Raw genomic sequence first — 25839 nt, 5'->3', positions numbered from 1 at the left:
CCATGCACAAGACGCTGGATGTCATCACCATCGGCGAGGCCATGGCGATGTTTGTCGCCACCGAAAAAGGCGAACTGAGCGCGGTGGAGCGCTTTATGAAACGCGTGGCAGGCGCAGAGCTGAACGTCGCGACCGGGCTGGCGCGCCTCGGCCTGAACGTCGGCTGGGTCAGCCGCGTGGGGGATGACAGCTTTGGTCATTTCGTTCTCGACTCACTGAAAAAAGAGGGTATTGATGCCGCAGGCGTCACCCTCGACGGACGCTTCCCCACCGGTTTTCAGCTTAAATCTAAAGTCGAAAATGGAACCGATCCCATCGTGGAATATTTCCGCAAGGGATCGGCTGCAAGCCATCTCTCCGTGGCGGATTACCACGCCGACTATTTTGCTGGCGCACGTCACCTGCACCTGAGCGGCGTCGCCGCGGCACTTTCTGCCAGCTCGTATGAACTGCTCGATCATGCCGCGACCACCCTGAAAGCCCAGGGGAAGACCATCTCATTCGATCCCAACCTGCGCCCGGTGCTGTGGAAAAGCGAGGCAGAAATGGTTGAGAAGCTCAACCGTCTGGCGTTCCGGGCGGACTGGGTTCTGCCAGGCCTGAAAGAAGGGATGATTCTGACCGGCGAAAGTACGCCGGAAGGTATTGCCGACTTCTACCTTAATAAAGGGGTAAAAGCGGTGGTGCTGAAAACCGGTGCCGATGGCGCATGGTTTAAAACCGCCGAGGGCGAACAGGGCGCGGTCGCTGCGGTGAAGGTTGAGAACGTCGTCGACACCGTCGGCGCGGGCGATGGTTTTGCCGTAGGCGTCATTAGCGCCCTGCTGGAAGGCAAAACGCTGCAACAGGCCGTCGCGCGGGGCAACAAAATTGGCTCGCTGGCCATTCAGGTACAGGGCGATAGCGAAGGATTACCAACACGAGCACAGCTTAACGAATAAACATTCCCCCCTCACCCTAACCCTCTCCCCTCTGGGGAGGGGCCGGGGTGAGGGGGCATACATCGTACTCAACAAAACAAACCACCGTGTACCCTACAGACAACGGCGGTAACCACCTCAACAACAGAGGCAAGCCTATGAACAGTTCGACCAATGCAGTAAAACGCTGGTGGTACATCATGCCAATCGTGTTCATCACGTACAGCCTGGCGTACCTTGATCGTGCCAACTTCAGTTTCGCGTCCGCGGCAGGGATCACCGAAGACCTTGGGATCACCAAAGGGATCTCCTCCCTGCTGGGCGCCCTTTTCTTCCTCGGCTACTTCTTCTTCCAGATCCCTGGCGCGATCTATGCGGAACGGCGCAGCGTGCGTAAGCTGATCTTCATCTGTCTGATCCTGTGGGGCGCCTGCGCGTCTCTCACCGGCATGGTGAACAATATTCCTGCCCTGGCCGCTATTCGCTTCATCCTCGGCGTGGTTGAGGCGGCGGTAATGCCAGCGATGCTGATCTACATCAGCAACTGGTTTACCAAATCCGAACGTTCACGCGCCAATACCTTCCTCATCCTCGGTAACCCGGTCACGGTGCTGTGGATGTCGGTCGTCTCAGGCTACCTGATCCAGTCCTTTGGCTGGCGCGAGATGTTTATCATCGAAGGGGTGCCGGCAATTATCTGGGCCTTCTGCTGGTGGGTGCTGGTGAAAGATAAACCTGCCCAGGCGAAATGGCTCTCCGAAGATGAGAAAGCGGCGCTGCAGGCACAGCTGGATAAAGAGCAGCAAGGACTGAAGGCGGTGCGTAACTATGGCGAAGCCTTCCGCTCCCGCAACGTGATCCTGCTGTGCGCGCAGTACTTTACCTGGAGTATTGGGGTGTACGGCTTTGTGCTGTGGCTGCCGTCCATTATCCGCAGCGGCGGTGAAAACCTCGGTATGGTCGAGGTCGGCTGGCTGTCATCCGTGCCGTATCTGGCGGCGACAATCGCGATGATCATCGTCTCCTGGGCGTCGGACAAGCTGCAAAACCGTAAGCTGTTTGTCTGGCCGCTGCTGCTGATCGCTGCCTTTGCCTTCATTGGCTCCTGGGCCGTGGGCGCAAACCACTTCTGGGTCTCTTATACGCTGCTGGTGATTGCCGGTGCAGCCATGTACGCCCCGTATGGCCCGTTCTTTGCCATCATCCCGGAGATGCTGCCGCGTAACGTCGCAGGTGGCGCGATGGCGCTGATCAACAGTATGGGTGCGCTGGGCTCGTTCTGCGGCTCCTGGTTCGTCGGTTACCTGAACGGTGCCACCGGCAGCCCGGCTGCGTCGTACATCTTTATGGGGGTGGCGCTTTTCGCCTCCGTATGGCTTACTCTGATTGTTAAGCCTGCTAATAATCAACAACACCCTGTCGGCGCTCGCCACGCCTGAAACCTTAAAACACAACGGAGATTAGCATGAAGCCGTCCGTCATTTTGTATAAAGCCCTGCCGGAAGATCTGCAGAAGCGCCTTGAAGAGCACTTCACCGTCACGCAGGTGAAGAACCTGAGCCCGGAGACCGTGGCACAGCACGCTGATGCGTTCGCCCGCGCTGAAGGCCTGCTGGGTTCAAGCGAAAAAGTGGATGTCGCCCTGCTGGAGAAAATGCCGAAGCTTCGTGCTACCTCAACCGTGTCCGTGGGTTACGATAACTTCGACGTGGAGGCCCTTAATGCCCGCAGGATCCTGCTGATGCATACACCGCATGCCCTGACGGAAACCGTGGCCGACACGCTAATGGCGCTGATGCTCACGACGGCCCGTCGCGTGGTGGAAGTGGCTGAGCGCGTCAAAGCGGGCGAGTGGACAAAAAGCATAGGTCCGGACTGGTTCGGCGTGGATGTGCACGGCAAAACGCTGGGTATTGTGGGCATGGGGCGTATCGGACTGGCGCTGGCGCAGCGCGCGCATTTTGGGTTTAACATGCCGATTCTGTACAACGCGCGTCGCCACCACAGTGAAGCTGAAGAACGTTTTAACGCCCGCTACTGCGAGCTGGATACGCTGCTGCAGGAAGCGGATTTTGTCTGCCTGGTCCTGCCGTTGACTGACGAAACCCGTCATCTGATTGGCAAAGCGGCGTTCGAAAAGATGAAGAAGTCAGCCATTTTCATCAACGCGGGTCGCGGCCCGGTAGTGGATGAGAAGGCGCTGATTGAAGCCCTGCAAAACGGTGAGATCCATGCTGCCGGTCTGGACGTGTTTGAGCAGGAGCCGCTGCCGGTGGATTCTCCGCTGCTGACGCTACCCAACGTGGTCGCCCTGCCCCACATCGGCTCCGCCACCCATGAGACGCGCTACAATATGGCGGCCACGGCGGTAGATAACCTTATCGCTGCCCTCAGTGGCAGGGTGGAGATAAACTGCGTGAACCCGCAGGTACAACGGTAGAAACGAAAAAACCCGCCAGAAGGCGGGTTTTTAAATTCTTTGCTACTGGGTTGGAAGCTTACAGGCTTACAACGTTACCAGCTGCTGGGCCTTTAGCGCCGCTTTCGATGGTGAAGGACACTTTCTGACCTTCGTCCAGAGATTTGTAGCCATCGTTCTGGATAGCAGAGAAGTGTACGAACACGTCTTTAGAGCCATCGTCAGGAGTGATGAAGCCGAAACCTTTATCAGCGTTGAACCATTTTACCAGACCAGTCATTTTAGCAGACATAGAAATTACCTTATTAACAAATATATTGTGCCTTCCGGCTTGATGGATTGCGTTACAGATTTTTAAGCGATGAAGGAAGGGTCACTACGAAGGGTATCTATGGATAACAATCTGGACTGCTTTACTAAACTGCTTTAGGTCTGTGTAACAAACCGACGCGAACATTTATACCGATGTGGGGAAGGAATGACAAGCGTTATTTTCGGAATGCATAAAAAAACCCCGCCGGAAGCGGGGTTTTTTCAGTTTATTCTGTGGCCGCGACGGCTGCGCTCCAGGCCTGGCTAAAGGCCTGATGCTGGGAGGCCAGCGGTCCAATCAGCGTATTGTACTGACTTGCCTGCTGCGAGGTCGGGAACTGAATGCCATTGGCGACAAAGCTTACCTGAGTCTCCTGCTGGGCGATAAAGTCCCCCACCTGGACCAGCTGCTGCGTGAAAATTTGCGCGGCCGGAATCAGCGGTTGCAGCGCTTCAGACGGTTTGGTCACCACTTTCTCATACACTTTGTCGAAGACAGGTTTGAGATCGTCGCCCTGCTTCAGCGCAGAACGTGACGCATCAGCCTGCATTTTCGCATTCTGCAGCTGCTGACTCAGCACGCCAAGCGCACCGTTGGACTGACGTAACGGTTCGCGCTGCGTCATATAATCCTGTGGAACGCGGATGGCGTTCACGCTATCCACTACCGGGCGGATACCAGAATCCATCGCCTGGCTCACCTGCTGTGAATAACCATAAAGAATGGCGTAATCGGACACGAAGGGGCCAAACTGTTTTTTCTGATCCGCAGTCAGCGTCGGCAACCGCTCGCCGCTGCGCATCACTGTATTCTGCAGAAAATCGATAAACGCTTTGCGCTGATCGCCTTCTTTATCAAAACACCCACTCAGGCTAACAACCATCAACAACGCCGCAATAGGCGCAAACCAGCGAGAGCAGGACTTTCCTGTCGCCATTTTATTACTCCTTTCACCCAAAAAAGCGCACACCGGCACACGCGTGCCCAACGCTGACAAGGATAGTCCAGGTCAGCCTTGCAAGATACTCTTTTCATGCAAAACGGCTATTGCCAATTTATTTCTTACCATTTACAAAAAAATACCTGGCGAGGCCGACATATGACTAATCAGGTAATTAGCATAAATATCCATATCGCTGAATCGGGTACAGCATTCGTTACCGCACGATTAATCACAGCCGTGACGATCCTGGGTCTGGATTAGGGACTATTCTTAATTGGCTCTCTGATGTTCTTGATCACGATGTGAGATTTAAGAGGAGTCCTCAATGGAATATAAAGATCCTGAGTTTGAGCTGCTGAGCAGTCTGGAACAGATCATTTTTAAAGATGTACCGCAGACGATTACCCTGCAACAAAAATCCAATCCCTTTACAGAATATGAGCAATTGCGCAAAGGGACAGGACTGAAAACCGAAGAATTCGCCAGAGCGATGGGTGTCAGCGTGGCTATGGTTCAGGAGTGGGAGTCGAAACGTGAGAAACCCACCCCAACCGAGTTAAAGCTGATGCGCCTGATTCAGGCCAACCCTGCACTCAGCAAACAGATAGCGTAGTGACGTTTGAATGCCCCCGCCTTTGCGGGGGCTTGTGTTTTAAAGGCTTTCACAACGCCATCCCCCCGCGTCCCACACCAGCTCATGCGTCAACGCGACTCCTTGCAGGAATTTTTCATCGTGAGAGACGACCAGCAACGCCCCGGGAAAACCGGCCAGTGCCGCTTCAATCGCCTGGACCGATGCCAGATCCAGGTGGTTGGTCGGCTCATCAAGCAGCAGTAGCTGTGTGGCTTTTTCGCGCCACAATACACAGGCCAGAGCGGCTTTCAGCCGTTCTCCCCCGCTCAGCTCTGCCAGCGGGAGCGTGACTTTGTCTGCCCCAAGCTGAAGCTGCGCCAGACGGGTTCGCAATACCCCCTCTTCAAGAGGCGTATGATTCAAATTGAGATGCGTCATGACCGATTGGGTAAGATCGAGTTGCGACAGATGCTGGTCGAGATATGCGCAGCTGACGGAAACCTTACAGGCACCTGAACGTGGGGCTATTTCGCCGAGGATGATTTTTAACAGCGTCGATTTTCCGCAGCCGTTTGGTCCTCTGAGCGCCACGCGCATGGGGCCATCCATCCGCCAGTTGACTGGCGGGAGAGAGACATGCGGCAGTTGCAGGTCCTCCAGCACCAGCACCTGTTTTCCCTCGGCAATGTGGCTTCCCGGAAGGGTAAACATGATGGGGGCATCTTCTTCCACCCGCTCACGCGCCTTGTTAACCGCAGCATTCAGCGCCTCGTTTTGCTCGCTATGCTGCTTCTTCCAGCTGCCAATTCGTTCCTTTGCCGCGCCTTTGTATTTGACCCGCTCAAACGAGGCGATATTCAGGGTATCGACGGTGCGTAACGTTTTTGCCGACCGCCGCTGGCTGTCGTCATGCTCTTTTTGCATGCGCGCCCGCGTGCGTTTGCGCTCGGTCGCTGCATGTTCCAGCGCCGCACGGGCAGCCTGTTGCTCAGCATCGCGCTGGGTTTGATAATCCGCATAATTCCCGCCGTAGCTGCGCAGGCCCGAGGCGCTCAGTTCCAGAATACGCGGCACCTGCTCCAGAAGTTCCCGGTCATGGGAGGCCACCAGCACGCCGCCCTGATACCGCCTAAGCTGGTCGTAAAACCATGCCCGGCCTTGTCGATCCAAATGGTTAGTGGGTTCGTCCAGCAGAAGAAAGTCTGCGTCCGCCGTAAATGCCCCACACAGCAGGGCGCGAATGCGCTCGCCGCCGCTGAGTTCATCGGCGGGCTTATCCGGATCAAACGCGGGCAGTTGCGCATGGATAAATGCCTCACACAGACGCTCGGCTAAATCCCAGTGGCCGTCGAGTATGTCCAGATCGTCAGGCTGGTAATCGCCGCTATCAACGCGTTTACGCGCCGCAAACATCGCGCCGTAACCGAGCAGTTCCGCCAGTGTCGTCTGCGGAGAAATAGCCTGCTGCTGCGCCACATAGAAGTGCGAGCCAAAGCGTTCAATATGACCGCTGGCCGGTTCATCCCGCCCCGCCAGCATGCGCAGCAGACGCGTTTTCCCGCTGCCGTTGCGGCCAACCAGCGCGCACAGGGAGGGCTCAAGTGTGAGATTCAGCGGACCAAAAAGGATATCGCCCGTCGCAAACTGACAGGAGACCTGATGCAAAATAAAAGAAGGGGACTGCGCAAAATGAGCCATAAGCACTCCTGAATGAAATCAAAACATCCCCTGCTGACGCGGTGGCGTTTAGCAAGGATCGAAATTCATCAGTCGTGTTTGTTCATTTTTGGGGGGCGCTCCAGAGCGGGAAAGTTAACGCGGATAAGGATAGCGGTAATGTGTTGACCATTTCAAGGTTAAATTTTGGTCGATTCGTACTCCCTCTCCCTTTCGGCTGAGGGATCCCCACAAAATAATACCTGCACAAACGACCCCCTCTCCCTGAAGGGAGAGGGTTGGGGTGAGGGGGAACATACGGCTGTGGAGGTTATTCCGTTCACTTTATGTTCCTTGCTACTCTGTTACGACAATGCCGGTGAACGTGCCAGGGCGGCTCAATCGCCACCGCCCTGGCGACCCGGGCTCCCGGCGGTAAATCGCCGCTACGCGGTACCTTCGGCTTATTCCTTCCGGCTTATCGGGGACGGGCGGAGGTAACATCCCTGTAAAGCCCGCCCTCTCGGCGCATCCCTGCGCCTCGCCCCGGCCTACAGGAAACGCCTCAGCGATTTACAGCCGGACCATTGCGTCGCTGTAAGACCTCTGCCCGCAGTATGCTTTTCATCGCGGTAATTTTGCGAGCCTCTTTCCAGAAATGGTAATATCCTCAGCAACATAGCTCAAAACTGTTGCAGCATGCTTTGCTACATCTCAATGGTAGGCTGAGCAGGGGCATCGAAAGATGCGCCGGTATCCGATAAGGCCGGTAATGCTAACTCTGTTCAGTCCACCACCAGCGAAATTAGCATTTCCGGTGGTGGAAGCTATATCACTTATCGGATGCTGCCAATATGGCTACTACCCTAACCCACGCTCATTCTTTATTCACCCTGCCCTTCAACCACACAACCGACTTCACCGAGTTGGCGGATAACTGCGAACGTTTTACCGACGCACTGGTCGATTGCGAAGAACCCGCCCCAAAAATGGCGCTTTACGCGCCGACTCTCCGCCTGCCTGAATCTTCTGCAACCCACGCTTCTGGAAACTGTCCCGGAGCATTTAAAAGCCAGCCTGACCGTGGAGGAACTGCCGTCACGCCTTCCGGTTTTCGCCCCCGAATGCGATCAGCTGGGACGCTACTGTCAGGAGATTACGCAGTTGCTGATGAACGGCACACTGCCGCGACAATCTGAAATCGTGATGACAGATTTGCTGCGCGAACTGGTCAGCTACTTTGCCGATACGCTGAAGGCGCCGCGTTGGCTGCAGACGGATAAAGGCACAGTCGCGATAGGCTAAACCTGCTGCATGTCGCTGCGCTTATCCGGCCGACAAAAGACCCATAAAAAAACCCGCCGAAGCGGGTTTTTAATATTTATAACAACAGGCACCTTACTGCAGCAGCGAAATATCCGCTACGCGCAGGAACAGCTCACGCAGTTTTTCGAGCATAGAGAGACGGTTAATACGCAGCTCTTTGTCTTCTACGTTCACCATCACTTTCTCGAAGAAAGCGTCGATAACGTCACGCAGCTCCGCCAGCTCCACCAGCGCTTCCTGGTAACGGCCTTCCGCGAAGAACGGCTCGAGCTTGTCGCGCAGCACCACAACCTGCATCGCCAGGGCGATCTCTTCCGGCTCTTTCAGCGTCGCGGCGTTTACGCGCTCGTTCAGCGTTTCGTCAGATTTCGCCAGAATGTTGGAGACACGCTTGTTGGCCGCAGCCAGGGCAGATGCCGCTTCCAGCGTACGGAAGTGGGAAACCGCCTTCATACGCGCATCGAAATCTGCCGGACGGGTTGGACGACGCGCCAGCACCGCCTGAATGGTGTCAACGGTGTAACCTTCGTCCTGATACCACGCGCGGAAGCGACCGAGCATAAAGTCGATCACATCATCCACCACGTTGGCGTTGGTCAGCTTGTCACCGTACAGACGCACCGCTTCTTCGGTCAGGGTCTGCAGATCCAGGTTCAGGTTCTTCTCAACGATGATACGCAGCACACCGAGCGCCGCACGACGCAGCGCAAACGGGTCTTTGTCGCCTTTTGGATGCTGACCGATACCGAAGATACCTGCCAGGGTGTCCATCTTATCGGCAATCGCCACGGCGCAGGCAACCGGGTTAGACGGCAGCTCGTCGCCCGCAAAGCGCGGCTGATACTGCTCGTTCAGGGCAACCGCCACGTCTTCCGCTTCGCCATCGTGACGCGCGTAGTGCATCCCCATCACACCCTGGGTGTCGGTAAATTCGAACACCATGTTGGTCATCAGGTCGCACTTGGACAGCAGGCCCGCACGGGTGGCGTGGTTGACGTCAGCGCCGATTTCACGGGCGATCCAGCCGGACAGCTCCGCAATACGGTCGGTCTTGTCGCGCAGCGTACCCAGTTGCTGCTGGAACAGTACGGTCTGCAGACGCGGAAGATGATCTTCCAGACGTTTTTTACGGTCGGTGTTGAAGAAGAACTCGGCATCCGCCAGACGCGGGCGCACCACTTTCTCGTTACCGGAGATAATCTGGCTCGGATCTTTCGATTCGATGTTCGCGACAAAGATGAAGTTTGGCAGCAGCTTGCCGTCGTTGGCGTAGACAGGGAAGTACTTCTGGTCACCCTTCATGGTGTACACCAGCGCTTCAGCCGGAACGGCCAGGAACTTCTCTTCGAACTTCGCGGTCAGCACAACCGGCCACTCCACCAGCGAGGTCACTTCTTCCAGCAGGCTGTCGCTCAGATCGGCTTTACCGCCAATCTTACGCGCCGCCTCTTCTGCATCGGCTTTGATTTTGGCTTTACGCTGTTCGTAGTCAGCAATGACCTTACCGCGCTCCAGCAGGATTTGCGGATACTGATCGGCATTATCGATGGTGAATTCAGGCTCGCCCATGAAGCGGTGACCGCGGATCACGCGATCGGACGCCACGCCCAAAATGGTGGCCGGAATCACGGTATCGCCCAGCAGAAGGGTCACGGTGTGAACCGGACGCACGAAGTGCACGTCGGACGCGCCCCAGCGCATCAGCTTCGGAATCGGCAGTTTAGCCAGCGAGCTCGCAATCATCTCCGGCAGCAGCGCTTCAGCGCTTTCACCTTTTACGTGAGCGCGATACAGCAGCCACTCGCCTTTGTCGGTGGTCAGACGCTCGGCCTGGTCAACGGTAATACCGCAACCACGCGCCCAGCCTTCCGCCGCTTTGCTCGGCTTGCCTTCGGCATCGAACGCCTGGGCAATGGCCGGGCCACGTTTTTCCACTTCACGATCCGGCTGAGACGCCGCCAGGTTAGCCACTTTCAGCGCCAGACGACGCGGTGCAGCAAACCATTCAATTTTACCGTGCGCCAGGCCAGCGTTATCCAGCTCGGCAGTCACGTTCGCAGCAAAAGATTCAGCCAGGCTGCGCAGGGCTTTTGGTGGCAGCTCTTCGGTGCCGATTTCCACCAGGAAAGTTTTCTCAGACATGGCCGCCTCTTATTTGTTTCGGTTGCACATCGGGAAGCCAAGGGCTTCACGGGACGCATAGTAAGCTTCTGCAACGGCTTTAGTCAGGGTACGAATACGCAGAATGTAGCGCTGACGTTCAGTCACGGAGATCGCTTTGCGAGCGTCCAGCAGGTTGAAGCTGTGGGCGGCCTTCAGAATACGCTCATAAGCAGGCAGCGGCAGCGGAGTCTCCAGCGCCAGCAGCTGCTGCGCTTCTTTCTCGTACTGCTCGAAGCAGGTGAACAGGAAGTCCACGTCCGCGTATTCGAAGTTATAGGTGGATTGCTCCACTTCGTTCTGATGGAACACGTCGCCGTAGGTGGTTTTACCCAGCGGGCCGTCGCTCCAGACCAGGTCGTAAACGCTGTCTACGCCCTGAATATACATAGCCAGACGTTCCAGACCGTAGGTGATTTCACCCGTGATCGGTTTACATTCCAGACCGCCAACCTGCTGGAAGTAGGTAAACTGGGTCACTTCCATGCCGTTCAGCCACACTTCCCAACCCAGCCCCCAGGCACCCAGCGTTGGGTTTTCCCAGTTATCTTCCACGAAACGGATATCGTGAATGGTGGGATCCATACCCAGCTCTTTCAGTGACCCGAGATACAGTTCCTGAATATTGTCTGGTGATGGCTTAATCACCACCTGGAACTGATAGTAATGCTGCAGACGGTTCGGGTTCTCACCGTAACGACCATCGGTCGGACGGCGGGAAGGCTGCACATAAGCGGTCGCCATTGGCTCTGGCCCCAACGCGCGTAAGCTGGTCATCGGGTGTGAAGTGCCGGCGCCGACTTCCATGTCCAAAGGTTGAACAATGGTACAGCCCTGACGAGCCCAGTAATCCTGTAAGGTCAGGATCAGGCCCTGGAAGGTCTTGGTATCAAACTTTTGCATAGTATTTCGTGCTGGATACGTGTGGTTTTAAATGGAAGGGACCAGTATACCCGCTGGCTGCAAGATATACAGTACGAAACGGAGTTGTTTAGGGAAAATTGGGAAATAAGCATTCAAGCCAGAACGCCGCAGGCGTCTGGCTGTTGATTATCCGAGCAGGCTAGCGCATGGAGAGGTGTAAAAACTGACCGTCCGCATCAAACGAGCAGACAAAGCCCTCTTTACGGGAGGTATGGCCCCGCAGCTCATAGCTTCCCTGAAAGCGCTCAAACCCGGTGACATCAATTTTCTGCACCTCCGAGTTATAACGTCGGGCAGCCTGATCTTTACAGAGCGCTTCCATATTCAGTGAACGTTCCGGGCTCATTTTACCCTGCTGTGCTTTTTGCACTGGTGCTTCTTGCGGGGCACTGCATCCTGCCAGAATGCCCAGCAGAAAGAGTGACGCCACACGCTTCATCATCATTTTTATTACCGCCCTGGTCTGTGGCTGTTATTTTTAGTATCAAAGCTTTTATAGATTATGGTCTGGCATTCTGCGAATCTCGCTGCCTCCCGACAACACTGCTGAATAAATCTCAGATTTTTCCAGGGAAAGATATTTCCACAACGGCAGTCACACTCTATTTACAGGGAAAAGAGGAACTGATGCAGTCTAAAATTAACTGGATTGATAACCTGCGAGGAATAGCGTGTCTGATGGTGGTGATGATCCACACGACGACCTGGTACATCACTAACGCCCACAGCGTCAGCCCCGTTAACTGGGATATCGCCAATATTCTCAATTCTGCTTCACGCGTCAGCGTTCCGCTGTTCTTTATGATTTCCGGCTTTCTCTTTTTTGGCGAGCGTAGCGCGCAGCCGAGGCATTTCATTCGCATCGCAGCTTGCCTCGGGTTCTACAGCGCCATTGCCCTGCTCTATATCACGCTGTTCACCTCAATTAACGCCGGGTTAGCGCTGAAATACGTACTGCAAAAACCGGTGTTCTACCATCTGTGGTTCTTCTTCGCCATTATCGTTATCTATCTGGTCTCCCCCCTCATACAGGTGAAAAACGTCAGCGGAAAAATGCTGCTGGCGCTGATGGTGGTGATTGGCATTGTCGCCAACCCGAATACAGTCTCGCAGAAAATCGACGGTTTTGAGTGGCTACCGGTCAACCTCTACATCAACGGCGATACCTTTTACTATGTGCTTTACGGCATGCTGGGGCGGGCCATCGGGATGATGAATACGCAAAAACGCGGTATGAACTGGCTTTGCGCGGCACTGTTTATCGCTGGCGTGGCGGTGATTGCGCGCGGGACACTCCATGAACTGCAGTGGCGCGGTAATTTTGCGGATACCTGGTATCTCTACTGCGGGCCGATGGTCTTTATCTGTGCTGTTTCTCTGCTGACGCTGGTCAAAAACACGATGAACGCGCGCCCGCTTCCCGTGCTGGGCTATATCTCGCGCCACTCGCTGGGGATTTACGGTTTCCATGCCCTGGTAATCCACGCTCTGCGAACGAGAGGGGTGGAACTGAAAAGCTGGCCGGTGCTGGACATCGTCTGGATTTTCTCCGCCACACTGGTCGTCAGCTTACTGCTGTCAATGCTGCTACAGAAGGTAGATACGCGCCGCTTCGTCAGTTAACGGTGCGCTGTCGGGCGCGATGAAACTGGCGCGGGGAAGAAAACCCTGCCGCCAGGGAAGCCTGCTCCACGCCACGCCCCTGCAATAACCACTGCTCGGCCACTGCCAGACGCAGCTGCTCCAGGTAATCACGAACGCTAATGCCTAAATGCGTCTGAAACAGACGGGTTAAATGGCGGGGACTGACGTGCGCCAGCGCGGCGATATCCGGGACGCTCCAGGCTTTTTGTGGTTCGGCGGTCAGCGCATCCTGGGCACGGTGGATAGCCGGGTGAAGATGATTGCGGTAGCGTAGCCACGGAGAAAGCTGCGGATCGTCTCCCGACCGGCGGAACCAGACCACCATCTCACGCGCCACGGCCAGCGCCTTTTCGGGGCCACACAGGCGGTTAATCATATGCAGCGCCAGATCGATACCTGAAGTGATGCCTGCGCTGGTCCAGATATTCTCATCCTGCACAAATATCCGGTTTTCTTTAATCACCGCCGAGGGAGCCGCGGTACGCAAACGGCTAATCACGTCATGATGTGTGGTGCACTGCCGGTGATTCAGCAACCCGGATTTCGCCGCCAGCAATGCCCCCGAACAGACGCACATCACCGTGATATCCCGACGCTGAATGGCTGGCTGCAGGCGCATCAGCCAGTGCTGGATCTGCAACGCCTGCGGTGTCGAAAACTGAGTGCGGGAGTCGCTCACGCCGGGCAGGACCAGCAGGCTCCCCGCCGGGAGCCCTTCCGGTAAGGGCTGAATGCCGCTCATTGCGAGACCAATCGACGTTTGGACCTCAGGTTGCGGGCCAATGTAATGCAGGCGAAACGCATCGCCCGCCAGTACAAAGGTTTCCGCCGGGCCGGTCATATCTAAAGACAGCACCCCGGGCAACATCACAAACCAGACGTCGATGCGCATTACAGTGACTCCAGCGTCTCCGCTACCGTTTTAATTCCGGCAAACCGCCCGGCCAGTACCGTTTCGGTACGATGACGAATTTCCGCTGCGCTAAGGATAATCCCTCTGTACGTCATGGGAAACGTCAGCGTTGCCTCGCTCACAAAGGTCACAGCATAACCCAGATCGGATGCCACCCGTGCGGTGGTCTCACAGCACTGTTCAGTACGAATGCCACACACGATCAGCTGGTTGATATCACGCGCGCGCAGCCAGCGGTCAAGCCCGGTATCCGTGAAGGCATTATGGACGTGTTTCTGGAAAACCACATCCGGCTGATGACGTAAAAAGGCCATCGGTTTGACATAGCCGCTTTGCAGTGAGAAAGGGCCATCTTCATCCACATGAAATATATCAACGACGGGAATATTGCGTGCCTGGCAACCCTCAATCAGCCCCAGCATTGCCTGCTGAAAGGCCGGAATGTCTTGTTCCTGCCAGTAATCACGGTGATGAAAAGACTGTTGGGTATCGATGTTGAGTAGTGCAATGCGTGACATGATGGTGCTCCTCGCCAGTGGGTATGAATACATACTGACGAGGAAACAGGCACGCGGACAGACCAAAAAAGGACATCCTCGTGCCGCTGGCAGACAATCGCGTTTACGACATCACCGGCAGCAGCTGCTGATAAATTTTGCGGAACACATCGCGCCTTTCCGCGTAACGCGCATGGCGTGCGGCATCAGGCAGATGCGCCTGTTCCAGCGTAAGCTGCGGCAGCAGTTGCGACAGCGGTATTTCCGGGTTCATGGCGATCTGCGCCAGTCGCGCGGCACCGAGCGCTGGCCCGACGTCACCACCGGTGCGGAAATCCAGCTGCAGTCCGCTAATATCCGCCAGCATTTGTCGCCAGTACGGGCTTCGCGCCCCGCCGCCAATCAGGGTAATGCTCGCCGGTTTCAGGCCGCAGTCATGCACCACGTCCATTCCATCAGCCAGGGCATAACCTACGCCTTCGAGAACCGCTCGCGCCAGTTCTGCCGGACCGTGTTGGTGGGTTAAGCCAAAGAACACGCCTTTTGCTTCCGGGTTGTTGTGCGGCGTACGCTCACCGGACAGATACGGTAAAAACCAGACGGTACCGGCTTTTTCATCCGCCTGTTGCGCTGCGGCAATCAACGCAGGCACATCGGCCATCCCGGTCAGCTTCGCCGCCCAGTCCAGGCACGACGCGGCACTCAGCATCACCGACATCAAATGCCATTTTCCTGGCAGCGCATGGCAGAAGCTGTGCACTGCACTTTCAGGGTTGCTGCGATACCCGTCACTGACGGCAAAATAGACGCCGGAGGTTCCCAGCGAGAGCATAGCCTGCCCGGCCTCAACCATCCCGACACCCACAGCCCCCGCCGCGTTGTCCCCGCCTCCGGCCACCACCGGTACGGCAGGCATATTCCAGCGTTCCGCAACCGCTGGCAGCAATGTGCCCGTCACTTCACTGCCTTCGAACAGTGCGGGCATGTGTTCACGGGTCAGATGGCAGGCATCCAGCATCGCCTCGCTCCAGTCACGTTTCGCCACGTCGAGCCACATCGTGCCGGCGGCATCGGACATGTCGCTGGCAAAATCCCCCGTCATGCGAAAACGCAGATAATCTTTTGGCAGCAATACTTTTGCCACCTGACGGAAAATATCCGGCTCGTGGCGCTGCACCCATAGCAATTTGGGCGCAGTAAAGCCGGGCATCATCAGGTTTCCGGTAATTTCACGAGAGGCAGGAACACGCGCCTCAAGGAGTGCGCACTCTTCTGCACATCGGCCATCGTTCCAGAGAATGGCGGGACGAAGCACACGATGCTGGTTATCCAGCAGCGTAGCGCCGTGCATTTGTCCGGCGATCCCCAGCGCGTTGACGCCACGCAGATTGTGCTGCTCACCCAGGGCCTGAATGGCACGATCCGTCGCCTGCCACCACTGCTCCGGATCCTGCTCCGACCACAGCGGGTGCGGACGTGAAACCTGCAGTTTTTCTGTCTGCGTTGCTAACACGTCGCCCTGCTCGCTTAACAGGATGGCTTTCACACCCGATGTGCCAAGATCGATCCCGATGTACATTAACGGTGACTCCTTTAACAGAAATGCCCGGTGGCGCTACCGCTTACCGGGCCTGCGTGCTGTTATTTATCGAACAGGTAGTGATTGACCAGATTTTCCAGCAGCTCCTGATGTCCACTCTGGTGCTGCGGAGCCAACTGGTGTTGTTCAGCGTACTTCGCAATTTCCGCAAGCGATAACTGACCTTTCAGAATTTGCTGGCCCAGCTCACTGTTCCAGCCGCTATACCGCTTCGCCACGCGCTTATCCAGCTCGCCGTCTTCGATCATGCGCGCGGCCACTTTCAGCGCCAGCGCCATGGTGTCCATCGCGCCAATGTGGCCGTAGAACAGATCGTATTTATCGGTGCTCTGGCGACGCACTTTGGCGTCAAAGTTCAACCCACCGGTGGTGAACCCCCCCGCTTTAATAATTTCATACATCACCAGCGCATTCTCTTCCACGCTGTTCGGGAACTGGTCGGTATCCCAGCCCAGCTGCGCATCGCCACGGTTAGCATCGACAGAGCCGAAAATGCCCAGCGCAATCGCAGACGCGATCTCGTGATGGAATGAGTGGCCCGCGAGGGTGGCATGGTTGGCTTCAATGTTAACTTTAATCTCTTTTTCCAGGCCGAACTGCTTCAGGAAACCGTACACCGTCGCCACATCATAGTCATACTGGTGCTTGGTGGGTTCCTGCGGTTTCGGCTCAATCAGCAGCGTGCCGCGGAAACCGATTTTATGCTTATGCTCAACAACCATCTGCATAAAGCGGCCAATTTGCTCGCGCTCCTGACGCAGGTCCGTGTTAAGCAGGGTTTCGTAGCCTTCACGGCCGCCCCACAGAACATAGTTCTCACCGCCCAGCTGATGCGTGGCGTTCATGGCTGTCACCACCTGGGTGGCCGCCCAGCTAAACACTTCCGGATCCGGGTTAGTTGCAGCCCCCGCGCCGTAGCGTGGATTCGTGAAGCAGTTCGCCGTACCCCACAGCAGCTTCACGCCACTTTGCTGCTGTTTCGCCGCCAGCACATCCACCATCTGCGCGAAGTTGTTCAGGTACTCTTTCAGCGACGCGCCCTCTGGCGACACGTCCACATCGTGGAAGCAGTAGTAGGGCACGTTCAGCTTGTGGAAGAACTCAAACGCCACATCGGCTTTCCGTTTCGCCAGCTCGATAGCCTCACCCGGCTGTTGCCACGGACGGTCAAAGGAACCCACGCCGAACATGTCGGCGCCATTCCAGCAGAAGGTATGCCAGTAACAGGCAGCAAAGCGCAAATGATCTTCCATGCGCTTACCCAGCACCAGCTCATCCGGGTTGTAGTGACGAAATGCTAAAGGATTGGTCGTTTTTGGGCCTTCGTAACGAACACGATCGAGTTGGTCGAAATAAGCTTGCATATTGAGCTCCATAATCAGGGTATGCGGCGAGTCGTTGATACAGGAGTAATAGTGAATAGACATTTGGGGTTGCTCAATTACGTTATTTCACACTGCTATTGAGAGAATGCACAACTGTGCGCTGGCTCGCAAAATAATGCGCAGGCAAACTATTTTTCGGCGTGTATTCCAGAATCAAATGTAATTAAGACGTTACGTATTTTAAAATCCGATCGCGGTCATAAATTCAGAAATAAACCAAATATCATAATAGGAAGATAAAAATCTGTAATTGCCAGCCTGCCTTTCCGCGTTAAAAATTTGCTGCGTCTCAGTAGTGAATGTTTCTTTTATCTCAGCAACACATACCCCTACAAAAGGCCTAATAATTATGAAGATAAAGAACCTGACCCTAACGCTCTGCACTACGCTCCTGCTGGCAAGCTTTGCAGGCCATGCTAAGGAGGTCAAAATTGGCATGGCGATTGATGACCTGCGTCTGGAGCGCTGGCAAAAAGATCGCGATATTTTTGTTAAGAAAGCAGAATCACTTGGCGCAAGCGTGTTTGTTCAGTCGGCTAACGGCAACGAAGAAACGCAAATGTCGCAAATTGAGAATATGATCAACCGTGGTGTCGATGTCCTGGTCATTATCCCCTATAACGGCCAGGTATTAAGTAACGTGGTGAAAGAAGCCAAACAGGAAGGGATAAAAGTTCTGGCCTATGACCGTATGATTAATAATGCGGATATTGATTATTATATTTCCTTCGACAATGAAAAAGTAGGCGAATTACAGGCGCAAAGCCTGATCGACAAAGTGCCACAGGGCAATTATTTCCTGATGGGCGGTTCGCCGGTAGATAACAACGCCAAACTGTTCCGCGAAGGGCAAATGAAAGTCCTTAAGCCGTACATCGACAGCGGGAAAATTAAAGTGGTTGGCGATCAATGGGCCGACGGCTGGCTGCCAGAAAACGCGCTGAAAATTATGGAGAACGCGCTGACGGCCAACAACAACAAAATTGATGCGGTCGTCGCCTCCAACGATGCCACCGCAGGCGGCGCGATTCAGGCACTGAGCGCCCAGGGCCTGGCCGGGAAAGTGGCCATTTCAGGGCAAGATGCCGATCTGGCCGGGGTAAAACGCATTATCGCCGGCACCCAAACCATGACGGTCTACAAGCCGATTACCGAGCTTGCGAATACGGCGGCGGAAATAGCCGTGGAGCTGGGCAACGGTAAGCAACCTAAAGCCGACGCGACGCTGAATAACGGGCTGAAAGACGTTCCGGCTCGTCTGCTCACACCTATTGAAGTCAATAAAGAGAACATTGACGCCACCGTGATTAAAGACGGTTTCCACAAGAAGAGCGAACTGTAATCCGGCGCGCCCCTGCTCTGCGGGGGCGCTTCACGTTGTACTGTTCTTCCCTCGGGTTACGTGGAGCAGTTATGCCTTATTTACTTGAAATGAAAAGCATCACCAAGCGCTTCGGCACGGTGAAAGCCGTCGACAACGTCAGTCTCCGGCTGAACCCCGGCGAAGTCGTTTCGCTGTGTGGCGAGAACGGCTCGGGCAAGTCAACGCTGATGAAAGTGTTGTGCGGGATCTACCCCCATGGCAGTTACGAAGGCGAAATCGTCTTTGCCGGTGAAGTGATTCAGGCGACACACATTCGCGATACCGAACGTAAAGGCATCGCCATCATCCACCAGGAGCTGGCGCTGGTGAAGCATCTCACCGTGCTGGAGAACATTTTCCTTGGGGCCGAAATTTCCCGCCACGGCGTGCTGGATTACGATACCATGACGCTGCGCTGCGAAAAGCTGCTGGCACAGGTGAGCCTCAGCATTTCACCGGACACCCGCGTGGGAGATCTGGGCCTGGGGCAGCAGCAGCTGGTCGAAATTGCGAAAGCGCTGAATAAACAGGTCAGGCTGCTCATACTCGATGAGCCCACGGCGTCACTCACCGAACAGGAAACCGCGGTTCTGCTCAATATCATCCGCGACCTGCAAAACCACGGCATCGCCTGCATCTACATTTCGCACAAGCTCAACGAGGTCAAAGCCATTTCGGACACCATTTGCGTGATCCGCGACGGACAACACATCGGCACGCGTGAAGCCGCGGGCATGAGTGAAGATGACATCATCACTATGATGGTGGGCCGCGAGCTGACGGCGCTCTACCCTAATGAACCTCACACCACCGGTGACGAAGTGTTACGCGTGGAAAACCTGACCGCGTGGCATCCCGTGAACCGCCACATTAAGCGCGTCAATAACGTCTCATTTTCTCTTCACAGCGGTGAAATTCTTGGGATTGCGGGGCTCGTCGGGGCCGGGCGAACCGAAGCCGTACAGTGTCTGTTTGGCGTATGGCCGGGGCGCTGGGAGGGCAAAATTTATATCGACGGCCAGCCGGTGAAAATTGACAACTGCCAGCAGGCGATTGCCCGCGGCATTGCCATGGTCCCGGAAGATCGTAAAAAAGACGGCATCGTGCCGGTGATGGCGGTCGGAAAAAATATCACGCTGGCAGCACTCGATCAGTTCTCCGGTGCGCTAAGCAGCCTGGACGATGCCGCAGAGCAGCAGTGTATTTTGCAGTCTCTCGCCCGCCTCAAGGTGAAGACTTCCTCTCCTGAACTGGCCATTGGTCGTCTGAGCGGCGGCAATCAGCAAAAAGCGATTCTGGCGCGCTGCCTGCTTCTCAACCCGCGCATATTAATCCTCGATGAGCCCACACGCGGAATTGATATCGGTGCCAAATATGAAATTTACAAACTGATTAATCAGCTTGTACAGCAAGGGATTGCCGTCATTGTCATCTCGTCTGAGTTACCCGAAGTGCTCGGCCTGAGCGACCGTGTGCTGGTCATGCACGAGGGAAAACTGAAAGCCAACCTGATTAACCAGAACCTGACGCAGGAGCAGGTGATGGAAGCCGCTTTAAGGAGCGAACGTCATGTCGAAAAGCAATCCGTCTGATATCAAAATCGCTGTTCCGACGCCCGGCGCGTTCGCGGGGCTAAAAGCGCTGAACCTGCAGGTTTTCGTGATGATCGCGGCGATTATCGTCATTATGCTGTTTTTTACCTGGATGACCGATGGCTCGTACCTGAGCGCGCGTAACGTCTCAAACCTGCTGCGCCAGACCGCCATCACCGGCATTCTGGCCGTGGGGATGGTGTTTGTGATTATCTCCGCGGAAATCGACCTGTCCGTCGGGTCGATGATGGGCCTGCTTGGCGGCGTGGCGGCTATTTTTGACGTCTGGCTTGGCTGGCCGCTGCCGCTGACCGTGGCGGTCACGCTGGTATTGGGTCTGGTATTGGGGGCCTGGAACGGCTGGTGGGTTGCCTACCGTAAAGTGCCATCGTTCATTGTTACCCTGGCAGGAATGCTGGCCTTCCGCGGGATCTTAATCGGCATCACCAACGGTACCACCGTCTCCCCCACCAGCGCGGCCATGTCGCAGATTGGCCAGAGTTACCTCTCAGACAGCATAGGCTTTACGATTGGGGTGATTGGGCTACTGGCGTTTGTCGCGTGGCAGTGGCGCGGTCGTATGCGTCGTCAGGCGCTGGGGCTGGCGTCGCCGGCGTCAACGTCAGTGGTCGGGCGTCAGGCGCTCACCGCAGTCATTGTGCTCGGCGCAATCTGGCTCCTGAACGACTATCGCGGCGTCCCTACGCCGGTATTGCTGCTGGCCCTCTTACTGCTGGGCGGCATGTTTATGGCTACCCGTACCGCGTTCGGTCGTCGTATTTACGCCATCGGCGGCAACCTTGAAGCCGCCCGTCTGTCAGGGATTAACGTTGAGCGTACCAAACTGGCCGTCTTCGCCATTAATGGCCTGATGGTCGCTATCGCCGGGCTGATCCTCAGCTCGCGTCTGGGGGCCGGTTCTCCCTCCGCCGGCAACATCGCCGAGCTGGATGCTATTGCCGCCTGCGTCATTGGCGGCACCAGCCTCGCAGGCGGTATCGGTAGCGTGGCGGGCGCGGTGATGGGGGCATTTATTATGGCTTCGCTGGATAACGGGATGAGTATGATGGACGTCCCGACGTTTTGGCAGTATATCGTCAAGGGGGCCATTCTTTTGCTGGCAGTCTGGATGGACTCAGCAACCAAGCGACGGGCCTGATAACGGTATTGTGACTTAATTGGGAAGCGAGCCATGTTTGAAAAGCGTCACCGCATTACGTTGTTATTCAATGCCAATAAAGCCTACGACCGTCAGGTAGTTGAAGGGGTTGGCGAATATTTGCAGGCGTCGCAATCGGAGTGGGATATCTTTATTGAAGAAGATTTCCGCACCCGTCTGGAGAACATTAAAGACTGGCTGGGCGATGGTGTCATCGCCGACTATGACGACCCCGTCATTGAGCAACTGCTGACCGACGTCGACGTCCCGATTGTGGGCGTCGGCGGCTCCTACCATTCCCCGGAACACTATCCGCCAGTCCATTATATTGCTACCGATAACCATGCCCTGGTCGAAGCGGCCTTTCTCCATTTAAAAGAGAAAGGCGTTCATCGCTTTGCGTTTTATGGTTTGCCCGCCACCAGCGGCAAGCGCTGGGCCGTTGAGCGTGAGCACGCGTTTTGTCAGCTGGTCGCGCAGGAGAAGTACCGCGGCGTGGTCTATCAGGGGCTGGAAACCGCACCGGAGAACTGGCAGCACGCGCAAAACCGCCTGGCAGACTGGCTGCAAACGCTGCCGCCGCAAACCGGTATTATTGCCGTTACGGATGCCCGCGCGCGCCACGTGCTGCAGGTCTGCGAACATTTACACATCCCGGTACCTGAAAAACTGTGCGTGATTGGCATTGATAACGAAGAACTTACCCGCTATCTGTCTCGCGTGGCGCTCTCTTCCGTTGCTCAGGGCACACGTCAGATGGGCTATCAGGCGGCGAAGCTGCTGCATCGTCTGCTGGATAAAGAGTCTCTGCCGCTTCAGCGCTTGCTGGTACCCCCTGTGCGGGTCGTTGAACGGCGCTCAACCGACTATCGCTCCTTAAGCGATCCTGCCGTCATTCAGGCCATGCACTACATTCGCAACCACGCGTGTAAAGGGATTAAGGTCGATCAGGTTCTGGATTCAGTGGGCATCTCGCGTTCGAATCTGGAGAAGCGCTTCAAAGAAGAGGTGGGCGAAACCATTCATGCGGTTATCCATGCTGAGAAGCTGGAGAAGGCCCGCAGCCTGCTCATCTCCACGTCGCTGTCGATCAACGAAATTTCGCAGATGTGCGGTTACCCATCCCTGCAGTATTTCTATTCGGTGTTTCGCAAAGAATATGACACCACACCCAAAGAGTACCGGGATCGCCACAGCGAGGTGCTGATATAGAAAAGAAAACGCCTTCCACTGGAAGGCGTTCTTTTAAGATTACATATGGGCGGCAATTAAGCGCTGGTTATCCTGATACATCGCGAACAGATAGTTGTTATAGCTCTGTCCCTTCGTCGAATACCCTTTCAGCTTGTGGATCATCGTACTGGCCGTCACTTCCTGGTCCGCTTTACGCAACTGCGCACGTGATTTACGGAACGATGAGTAGGCCGGGTGCGTGTTCAGATTCACCACGTAGGCATTCACAGAATCTTTCACTGATTCAAACTGAGAATAACCTTTCACCTTGCCAGGCGCATTGTTACAACGACCTTTCACACACTTCATACCGAAAAGGTTATTGTTGTTACGCGCAAGCTTAGAGGTCCCCCAGCCGCTTTCAGCAGCCGCCATGGTCGCAACCATGCTACCCGGGATGATATCCACACGCTCAAGGAGAGCGTTCCACGGCACACGACGAGTGTTACCGTTCCAGCTCAGCTTGTAGCGCTTCGTGATATCTTTCAGACGCGCGCGCTCTGACGGCGACCAGCGGCTATCGTACTGTTTCGAAATCAGCCAGTTACGATCCGCAGTAATCGCGGCATTTTGACTCGTGATGTAAGGCATTACCGTCCGGAGAAACGCTTTTTTCCTTGGTGTTCCGGAAGGGTATTTTCGCAAATCAGGAAGTGAACTACTCTTTGCACTATTGCGAGAATACTCTTGTTTACTGCTAACCTTACTACTTGTCGTCTTTATTACGTGGGCTTTCTTACTCGTTGTATCCGTGTGCGTCTTCGCAAGCACCTCACCCGAAAATGCCGTGGTGAGTAACATGAGTATCGCAGCCCCATATCGTCGAATGGGAGTCGATATCATTAGGTCTCCTGGTCGGATGTAATCATCCTAACACCTTATTTTTTCACAAATTTGAGAGCGGAATCTCAAATCATATCAAAAATAGACTTCAAGAGCACGTATAGAAATAGTCCAATTCTGAAACTATGTCATCTGAAACTTGCTCATTTAAGCATCAATTCTGAAAAAATGTGTGCGATCTCGCAGATAACTGCCTAATTTTGCGCGAGATCACTCATCCTCACGCATCCTCCGGGCAGAAAGCGCCGGGGGATGAGTTTTTACCCTCCGCCTGGTGGCACACTGGTCAAAAATGCCGCGACAGGAAAATGGAATGAAACGCACCGCAATAGCCTTTCTGATGTTACCCGCACTGGCACATGCTGACTGGTCGTCACCGGGGTTTAACGCCTTTAGCGCCGAAGGCACCGGCGTTTTCATAAGCCAGGCAAAGCTTGCGAAGGGTACGCGTCCTGTGACCGTGAGTTTTGACAACACGTGCTGGCAGCCAACAGACGCGATAAAACTCAATGAGATGCTGTCACTTAAACCCTGTGACGGCACGCCGCCGCAGTGGCGCCTGTTCCGCGACGGTGAATACCAGATGCGGATAGACACCCGCTCCGGCACGCCCACTCTGCTGCTGACCATCCAGAGCACTGCAGAACAGCCGGTTGCAAATGTCATCCGCCAGTGCCCGACGTGGGACGGTAAACCGCTGACGCTGGACGTCAGCCATACCTTCCCGGAAGGCTCGGTCGTGCGCGACTATTACAGTAAACAGACCGCGACAGTGCAGAACGGAAAAATCACTCTGCAGCCAGCTGCCAACAGCAATGGCCTACTGCTGCTTGAGCGCGCGGAAACCGACAAACCCGCGCCGTTTAGCTGGCAAAACGCCACCGTCTATTTTGTACTGACCGACCGCTATGTGAATGGCGATCCTGGCAACGACAACAGCTATGGCCGTCATAAAGACGGCATGCAGGAGATAGGCACATTCCACGGCGGCGATCTTAAGGGACTGGCCAGCAAGCTCGATTACTTACAGCAGCTGGGCGTGAATGCCCTCTGGATAAGCTCTCCGCTTGAGCAGATCCATGGCTGGGTGGGCGGGGGGACCAAAGGTGACTTCCCTCATTACGCCTATCACGGCTACTACACCCAGGACTGGACAACGCTTGATGCCAACATGGGTAGCGAAGAGGATTTACGCCATCTTGTTGATGAAGCGCATAAACGCGGCATTCGCATCCTGTTCGATATCGTGATGAACCACACGGGCTACGCAACGCTTGCGGACATGCAGGAGTATCAGTTTGGCGCCTTGTACCTGCAGGGCGATGAGCTGAAAAAGACGCTGGGAGAGCGATGGACAAACTGGACGCCGGGCGCAGGCCAAAGCTGGCACAGCTTTAACGACTACATCAACTTCAGCGACAAAGCCGCATGGGAAAAATGGTGGGGGAAAAAGTGGATCCGCACCGACATTGGCGATTACGACAACCCCGGCTTCGATGATTTAACGATGTCGCTGGCATTCTTACCCGATTTGAAAACAGAATCCACCGCGCCTTCCGGGTTACCTAACTTCTATCAACACAAACCCGATACCCATGCGAAAGCCATTCCGGGCTATACCCCGCGCGATTACCTGACCCACTGGCTGAGCCAGTGGGTCAGAGACTATGGCATTGACGGTTTCCGGGTGGATACCGCCAAACACGTCGAACTTGCGGCCTGGCAACAGCTGAAAGACCAGGCAAGCCAGGCGCTGGCCGCCTGGAAAGGCGCGAACCCGGACAAAAAGCTCGACAACGCGCCATTCTGGATGACAGGGGAATCCTGGGGCCACGGGGTCATGCAGAGCGATTATTATCGCCACGGCTTCGACGCGATGATCAACTTCGATTATCAGGAGCAGGCGGCGAAAGCGATAAATTGCCTGGCTGATATGGACCTCACGTGGCAGCAGATGGCGGAAAAGCTGCAAAGCTTCAATGTGCTGAGCTATCTCTCCTCGCATGACACGCGCCTGTTCCGTGAAGGCGGCCAGCGCGCGGCCGAACTGCTGCTGTTAGCACCGGGTAGCGTTCAAATTTATTACGGAGATGAATCTGAACGTCCGTTCGGACCGACGGGTTCCGACCCGCTGCAGGGCACCCGCTCTGACATGAACTGGCAGGACGTGACGGGCAAACAGGCGTTAACCGTCGCCCACTGGCAAACGCTGGGTCAGTTCCGCGCCCGCCATCCCGCGGTAGGTGAAGGCAAGCAAACCACGCTGTCGCTGAAAGAGGGGTATGGCTTCGTGCGCGAGCATAAGGGCGATAAGGTGATGGTGGTTTGGGCAGGTAATCAATAATTTACCCCCTCACCCTAACCCTCTCCCCAAG

The 25839-nt window shown here is 55.5% G+C and carries 21 protein-coding genes and 2 pseudogenes; 12 read left to right on the top strand and 11 right to left on the bottom strand.

What is annotated here, in order from left to right; all coding sequences use genetic code 11:
- The first annotated feature begins 2 nt into the window (after positions 1-2).
- The 3 genes from GM298_RS12430 (at position 3) to ghrB (ending at position 3360) form a co-directional block, all read left to right on the top strand.
- Positions 3-941: a sugar kinase gene (locus GM298_RS12430; RefSeq protein WP_266154178.1), complete on the top strand. Its 939-nt coding sequence runs from the start codon at positions 3-5 to the stop codon at positions 939-941.
- A 137-nt stretch (positions 942-1078) separates the two neighbouring features.
- Entirely contained in the window at positions 1079-2359 is a 1281-nt protein-coding gene (locus GM298_RS12425) for an MFS transporter (RefSeq protein WP_025759175.1), read from the top strand.
- A gap of 26 nt (positions 2360-2385) precedes the next feature.
- Positions 2386-3360, top strand: coding sequence for a glyoxylate/hydroxypyruvate reductase GhrB (gene ghrB / locus GM298_RS12420; protein ID WP_266154177.1), 975 nt, complete (start codon positions 2386-2388; stop codon positions 3358-3360).
- Positions 3361-3418: 58 nt separating this feature from the next.
- Here ghrB and cspA read toward each other — a convergent pair whose 3' ends face one another.
- Both cspA and GM298_RS12410 read right to left on the bottom strand, forming a co-directional pair.
- Complete coding sequence (gene cspA / locus GM298_RS12415; protein ID WP_003860775.1) at positions 3419-3631, bottom strand: RNA chaperone/antiterminator CspA; 213 nt, start codon at positions 3629-3631, stop codon at positions 3419-3421.
- A 247-nt stretch (positions 3632-3878) separates the two neighbouring features.
- A complete protein-coding gene (locus GM298_RS12410) occupies positions 3879-4589 on the bottom strand; it encodes a DUF3053 domain-containing protein (RefSeq protein WP_025759171.1) in 711 nt (236 codons plus the stop codon).
- Positions 4590-4920: 331 nt separating this feature from the next.
- Here GM298_RS12410 and GM298_RS12405 point away from each other — a divergent pair, with 331 nt between their 5' ends.
- Positions 4921-5208, top strand: coding sequence for an HTH-type transcriptional regulator (locus GM298_RS12405; protein ID WP_025759170.1), 288 nt, complete (start codon positions 4921-4923; stop codon positions 5206-5208).
- A 39-nt stretch (positions 5209-5247) separates the two neighbouring features.
- Here the strand turns inward: GM298_RS12405 and GM298_RS12400 are convergent, their stop codons facing one another.
- Positions 5248-6867 carry an ABC-F family ATP-binding cassette domain-containing protein gene (locus GM298_RS12400; RefSeq protein ID WP_266154176.1) on the bottom strand — a complete coding sequence of 540 codons (1620 nt, stop codon included), beginning with the start codon at positions 6865-6867 and terminating at the stop codon, positions 5248-5250.
- Between the two features lie 738 nt (positions 6868-7605).
- Here GM298_RS12400 and GM298_RS23340 point away from each other — a divergent pair.
- Positions 7606-7695 (top strand): annotated as a pseudogene (locus GM298_RS23340) (hypothetical protein); the annotation flags it as partial.
- Positions 7680-8130 (top strand): annotated as a pseudogene (locus GM298_RS12390) (hypothetical protein). The pseudogenes GM298_RS23340 and GM298_RS12390, both read left to right, overlap by 16 nt.
- A 93-nt stretch (positions 8131-8223) precedes the next feature.
- On the opposite strand, the gene glyS reads toward GM298_RS12390, so the two are convergent.
- The 3 genes from glyS to GM298_RS12375 all read right to left on the bottom strand — a co-directional run bounded on the left by glyS (position 8224) and on the right by GM298_RS12375 (position 11680).
- The gene (gene glyS, locus GM298_RS12385; RefSeq protein ID WP_045286000.1) at positions 8224-10293 is read right to left on the bottom strand and encodes a glycine--tRNA ligase subunit beta; all 2070 of its coding nucleotides are present in this window, start codon (positions 10291-10293) and stop codon (positions 8224-8226) included.
- A 9-nt stretch (positions 10294-10302) separates the two neighbouring features.
- Positions 10303-11214, bottom strand: coding sequence for a glycine--tRNA ligase subunit alpha (gene glyQ / locus GM298_RS12380; RefSeq protein WP_003860141.1), 912 nt, complete (start codon positions 11212-11214; stop codon positions 10303-10305).
- Positions 11215-11374: 160 nt separating this feature from the next.
- The gene (locus GM298_RS12375) at positions 11375-11680 is read right to left on the bottom strand and encodes a YsaB family lipoprotein (RefSeq protein WP_025759165.1); all 306 of its coding nucleotides are present in this window, start codon (positions 11678-11680) and stop codon (positions 11375-11377) included.
- Positions 11681-11862: 182 nt separating this feature from the next.
- On the opposite strand from GM298_RS12375, the gene GM298_RS12370 reads away from it, so the two are divergent.
- Positions 11863-12858: an acyltransferase gene (locus GM298_RS12370; RefSeq protein WP_266154175.1), complete on the top strand. Its 996-nt coding sequence runs from the start codon at positions 11863-11865 to the stop codon at positions 12856-12858.
- Here the strand turns inward: GM298_RS12370 and GM298_RS12365 are convergent.
- The 4 genes from GM298_RS12365 to xylA form a co-directional block, all read right to left on the bottom strand.
- Positions 12851-13771: a GlxA family transcriptional regulator gene (locus GM298_RS12365; RefSeq protein ID WP_025759163.1), complete on the bottom strand. Its 921-nt coding sequence runs from the start codon at positions 13769-13771 to the stop codon at positions 12851-12853. The genes GM298_RS12370 and GM298_RS12365 overlap by 8 nt on opposite strands.
- A complete protein-coding gene (locus GM298_RS12360; RefSeq protein WP_266154174.1) occupies positions 13771-14310 on the bottom strand; it encodes an isochorismatase family protein in 540 nt (179 codons plus the stop codon). Before GM298_RS12360 ends, GM298_RS12365 begins: the two co-directional genes overlap by 1 nt.
- Positions 14311-14413: 103 nt before the next feature.
- Positions 14414-15868, bottom strand: coding sequence for a xylulokinase (gene xylB, locus GM298_RS12355; protein WP_025759161.1), 1455 nt, complete (start codon positions 15866-15868; stop codon positions 14414-14416).
- Between the two features lie 62 nt (positions 15869-15930).
- The gene (xylA, locus tag GM298_RS12350; protein ID WP_014830210.1) at positions 15931-17253 is read right to left on the bottom strand and encodes a xylose isomerase; all 1323 of its coding nucleotides are present in this window, start codon (positions 17251-17253) and stop codon (positions 15931-15933) included.
- Positions 17254-17623: 370 nt separating this feature from the next.
- On the opposite strand from xylA, the gene xylF reads away from it, so the two are divergent.
- The 4 genes from xylF (at position 17624) to xylR (ending at position 22600) form a co-directional block, all read left to right on the top strand.
- A complete protein-coding gene (gene xylF / locus GM298_RS12345; protein ID WP_025759158.1) occupies positions 17624-18616 on the top strand; it encodes a D-xylose ABC transporter substrate-binding protein in 993 nt (330 codons plus the stop codon).
- A 71-nt stretch (positions 18617-18687) separates the two neighbouring features.
- Complete coding sequence (locus tag GM298_RS12340) at positions 18688-20229, top strand: xylose ABC transporter ATP-binding protein (protein WP_047957484.1); 1542 nt, start codon at positions 18688-18690, stop codon at positions 20227-20229.
- Positions 20207-21388, top strand: a complete 1182-nt coding sequence (gene xylH, locus GM298_RS12335) for a xylose ABC transporter permease XylH (protein WP_266154173.1) — start codon at positions 20207-20209, stop codon at positions 21386-21388. The genes GM298_RS12340 and xylH overlap by 23 nt, the downstream gene beginning before the upstream one ends.
- Positions 21389-21421: 33 nt before the next feature.
- Positions 21422-22600: a D-xylose utilization transcriptional activator XylR gene (gene xylR, locus GM298_RS12330; RefSeq protein ID WP_021242460.1), complete on the top strand. Its 1179-nt coding sequence runs from the start codon at positions 21422-21424 to the stop codon at positions 22598-22600.
- A 39-nt stretch (positions 22601-22639) separates the two neighbouring features.
- Here the strand turns inward: xylR and GM298_RS12325 are convergent, their stop codons facing one another.
- Positions 22640-23464 (bottom strand): protein bax, encoded by an 825-nt coding sequence (locus GM298_RS12325; protein WP_032672543.1) that lies wholly within the window; start codon positions 23462-23464, stop codon positions 22640-22642.
- 313 nt (positions 23465-23777) lie between these two features.
- On the opposite strand from GM298_RS12325, the gene GM298_RS12320 reads away from it, so the two are divergent.
- Complete coding sequence (locus tag GM298_RS12320) at positions 23778-25808, top strand: alpha-amylase (RefSeq protein ID WP_266154172.1); 2031 nt, start codon at positions 23778-23780, stop codon at positions 25806-25808.
- Positions 25809-25839: the final 31 nt, after the last annotated feature.

Source organism: Enterobacter sp. HSTU-ASh6 (assembly GCF_026319105.1).
Taxonomy (GTDB): domain Bacteria; phylum Pseudomonadota; class Gammaproteobacteria; order Enterobacterales; family Enterobacteriaceae; genus Enterobacter; species Enterobacter sichuanensis.
Note: the sequence above shows the minus strand (reverse complement) of the source record. Positions and strands in the feature narration are given on the sequence as shown.

What these genes read in the sequence shown, in the direction of transcription:
- GM298_RS12430 (WP_266154178.1), top strand. Translation starts at nt 3, where the DNA reads ATGCACAAGACGCTGGATGTCATCACCATCGGCGAGGCCATGGCGATG.
- GM298_RS12425 (WP_025759175.1), top strand. Translation starts at nt 1,079, where the DNA reads ATGAACAGTTCGACCAATGCAGTAAAACGCTGGTGGTACATCATGCCA.
- ghrB (WP_266154177.1), top strand. Translation starts at nt 2,386, where the DNA reads ATGAAGCCGTCCGTCATTTTGTATAAAGCCCTGCCGGAAGATCTGCAG.
- cspA (WP_003860775.1), bottom strand. Translation starts at nt 3,631, where the DNA reads ATGTCTGCTAAAATGACTGGTCTGGTAAAATGGTTCAACGCTGATAAA.
- GM298_RS12410 (WP_025759171.1), bottom strand. Translation starts at nt 4,589, where the DNA reads ATGGCGACAGGAAAGTCCTGCTCTCGCTGGTTTGCGCCTATTGCGGCG.
- GM298_RS12405 (WP_025759170.1), top strand. Translation starts at nt 4,921, where the DNA reads ATGGAATATAAAGATCCTGAGTTTGAGCTGCTGAGCAGTCTGGAACAG.
- GM298_RS12400 (WP_266154176.1), bottom strand. Translation starts at nt 6,867, where the DNA reads ATGGCTCATTTTGCGCAGTCCCCTTCTTTTATTTTGCATCAGGTCTCC.
- glyS (WP_045286000.1), bottom strand. Translation starts at nt 10,293, where the DNA reads ATGTCTGAGAAAACTTTCCTGGTGGAAATCGGCACCGAAGAGCTGCCA.
- glyQ (WP_003860141.1), bottom strand. Translation starts at nt 11,214, where the DNA reads ATGCAAAAGTTTGATACCAAGACCTTCCAGGGCCTGATCCTGACCTTA.
- GM298_RS12375 (WP_025759165.1), bottom strand. Translation starts at nt 11,680, where the DNA reads ATGATGATGAAGCGTGTGGCGTCACTCTTTCTGCTGGGCATTCTGGCA.
- GM298_RS12370 (WP_266154175.1), top strand. Translation starts at nt 11,863, where the DNA reads ATGCAGTCTAAAATTAACTGGATTGATAACCTGCGAGGAATAGCGTGT.
- GM298_RS12365 (WP_025759163.1), bottom strand. Translation starts at nt 13,771, where the DNA reads ATGCGCATCGACGTCTGGTTTGTGATGTTGCCCGGGGTGCTGTCTTTA.
- GM298_RS12360 (WP_266154174.1), bottom strand. Translation starts at nt 14,310, where the DNA reads ATGTCACGCATTGCACTACTCAACATCGATACCCAACAGTCTTTTCAT.
- xylB (WP_025759161.1), bottom strand. Translation starts at nt 15,868, where the DNA reads ATGTACATCGGGATCGATCTTGGCACATCGGGTGTGAAAGCCATCCTG.
- xylA (WP_014830210.1), bottom strand. Translation starts at nt 17,253, where the DNA reads ATGCAAGCTTATTTCGACCAACTCGATCGTGTTCGTTACGAAGGCCCA.
- xylF (WP_025759158.1), top strand. Translation starts at nt 17,624, where the DNA reads ATGAAGATAAAGAACCTGACCCTAACGCTCTGCACTACGCTCCTGCTG.
- GM298_RS12340 (WP_047957484.1), top strand. Translation starts at nt 18,688, where the DNA reads ATGCCTTATTTACTTGAAATGAAAAGCATCACCAAGCGCTTCGGCACG.
- xylH (WP_266154173.1), top strand. Translation starts at nt 20,207, where the DNA reads ATGTCGAAAAGCAATCCGTCTGATATCAAAATCGCTGTTCCGACGCCC.
- xylR (WP_021242460.1), top strand. Translation starts at nt 21,422, where the DNA reads ATGTTTGAAAAGCGTCACCGCATTACGTTGTTATTCAATGCCAATAAA.
- GM298_RS12325 (WP_032672543.1), bottom strand. Translation starts at nt 23,464, where the DNA reads ATGATATCGACTCCCATTCGACGATATGGGGCTGCGATACTCATGTTA.
- GM298_RS12320 (WP_266154172.1), top strand. Translation starts at nt 23,778, where the DNA reads ATGAAACGCACCGCAATAGCCTTTCTGATGTTACCCGCACTGGCACAT.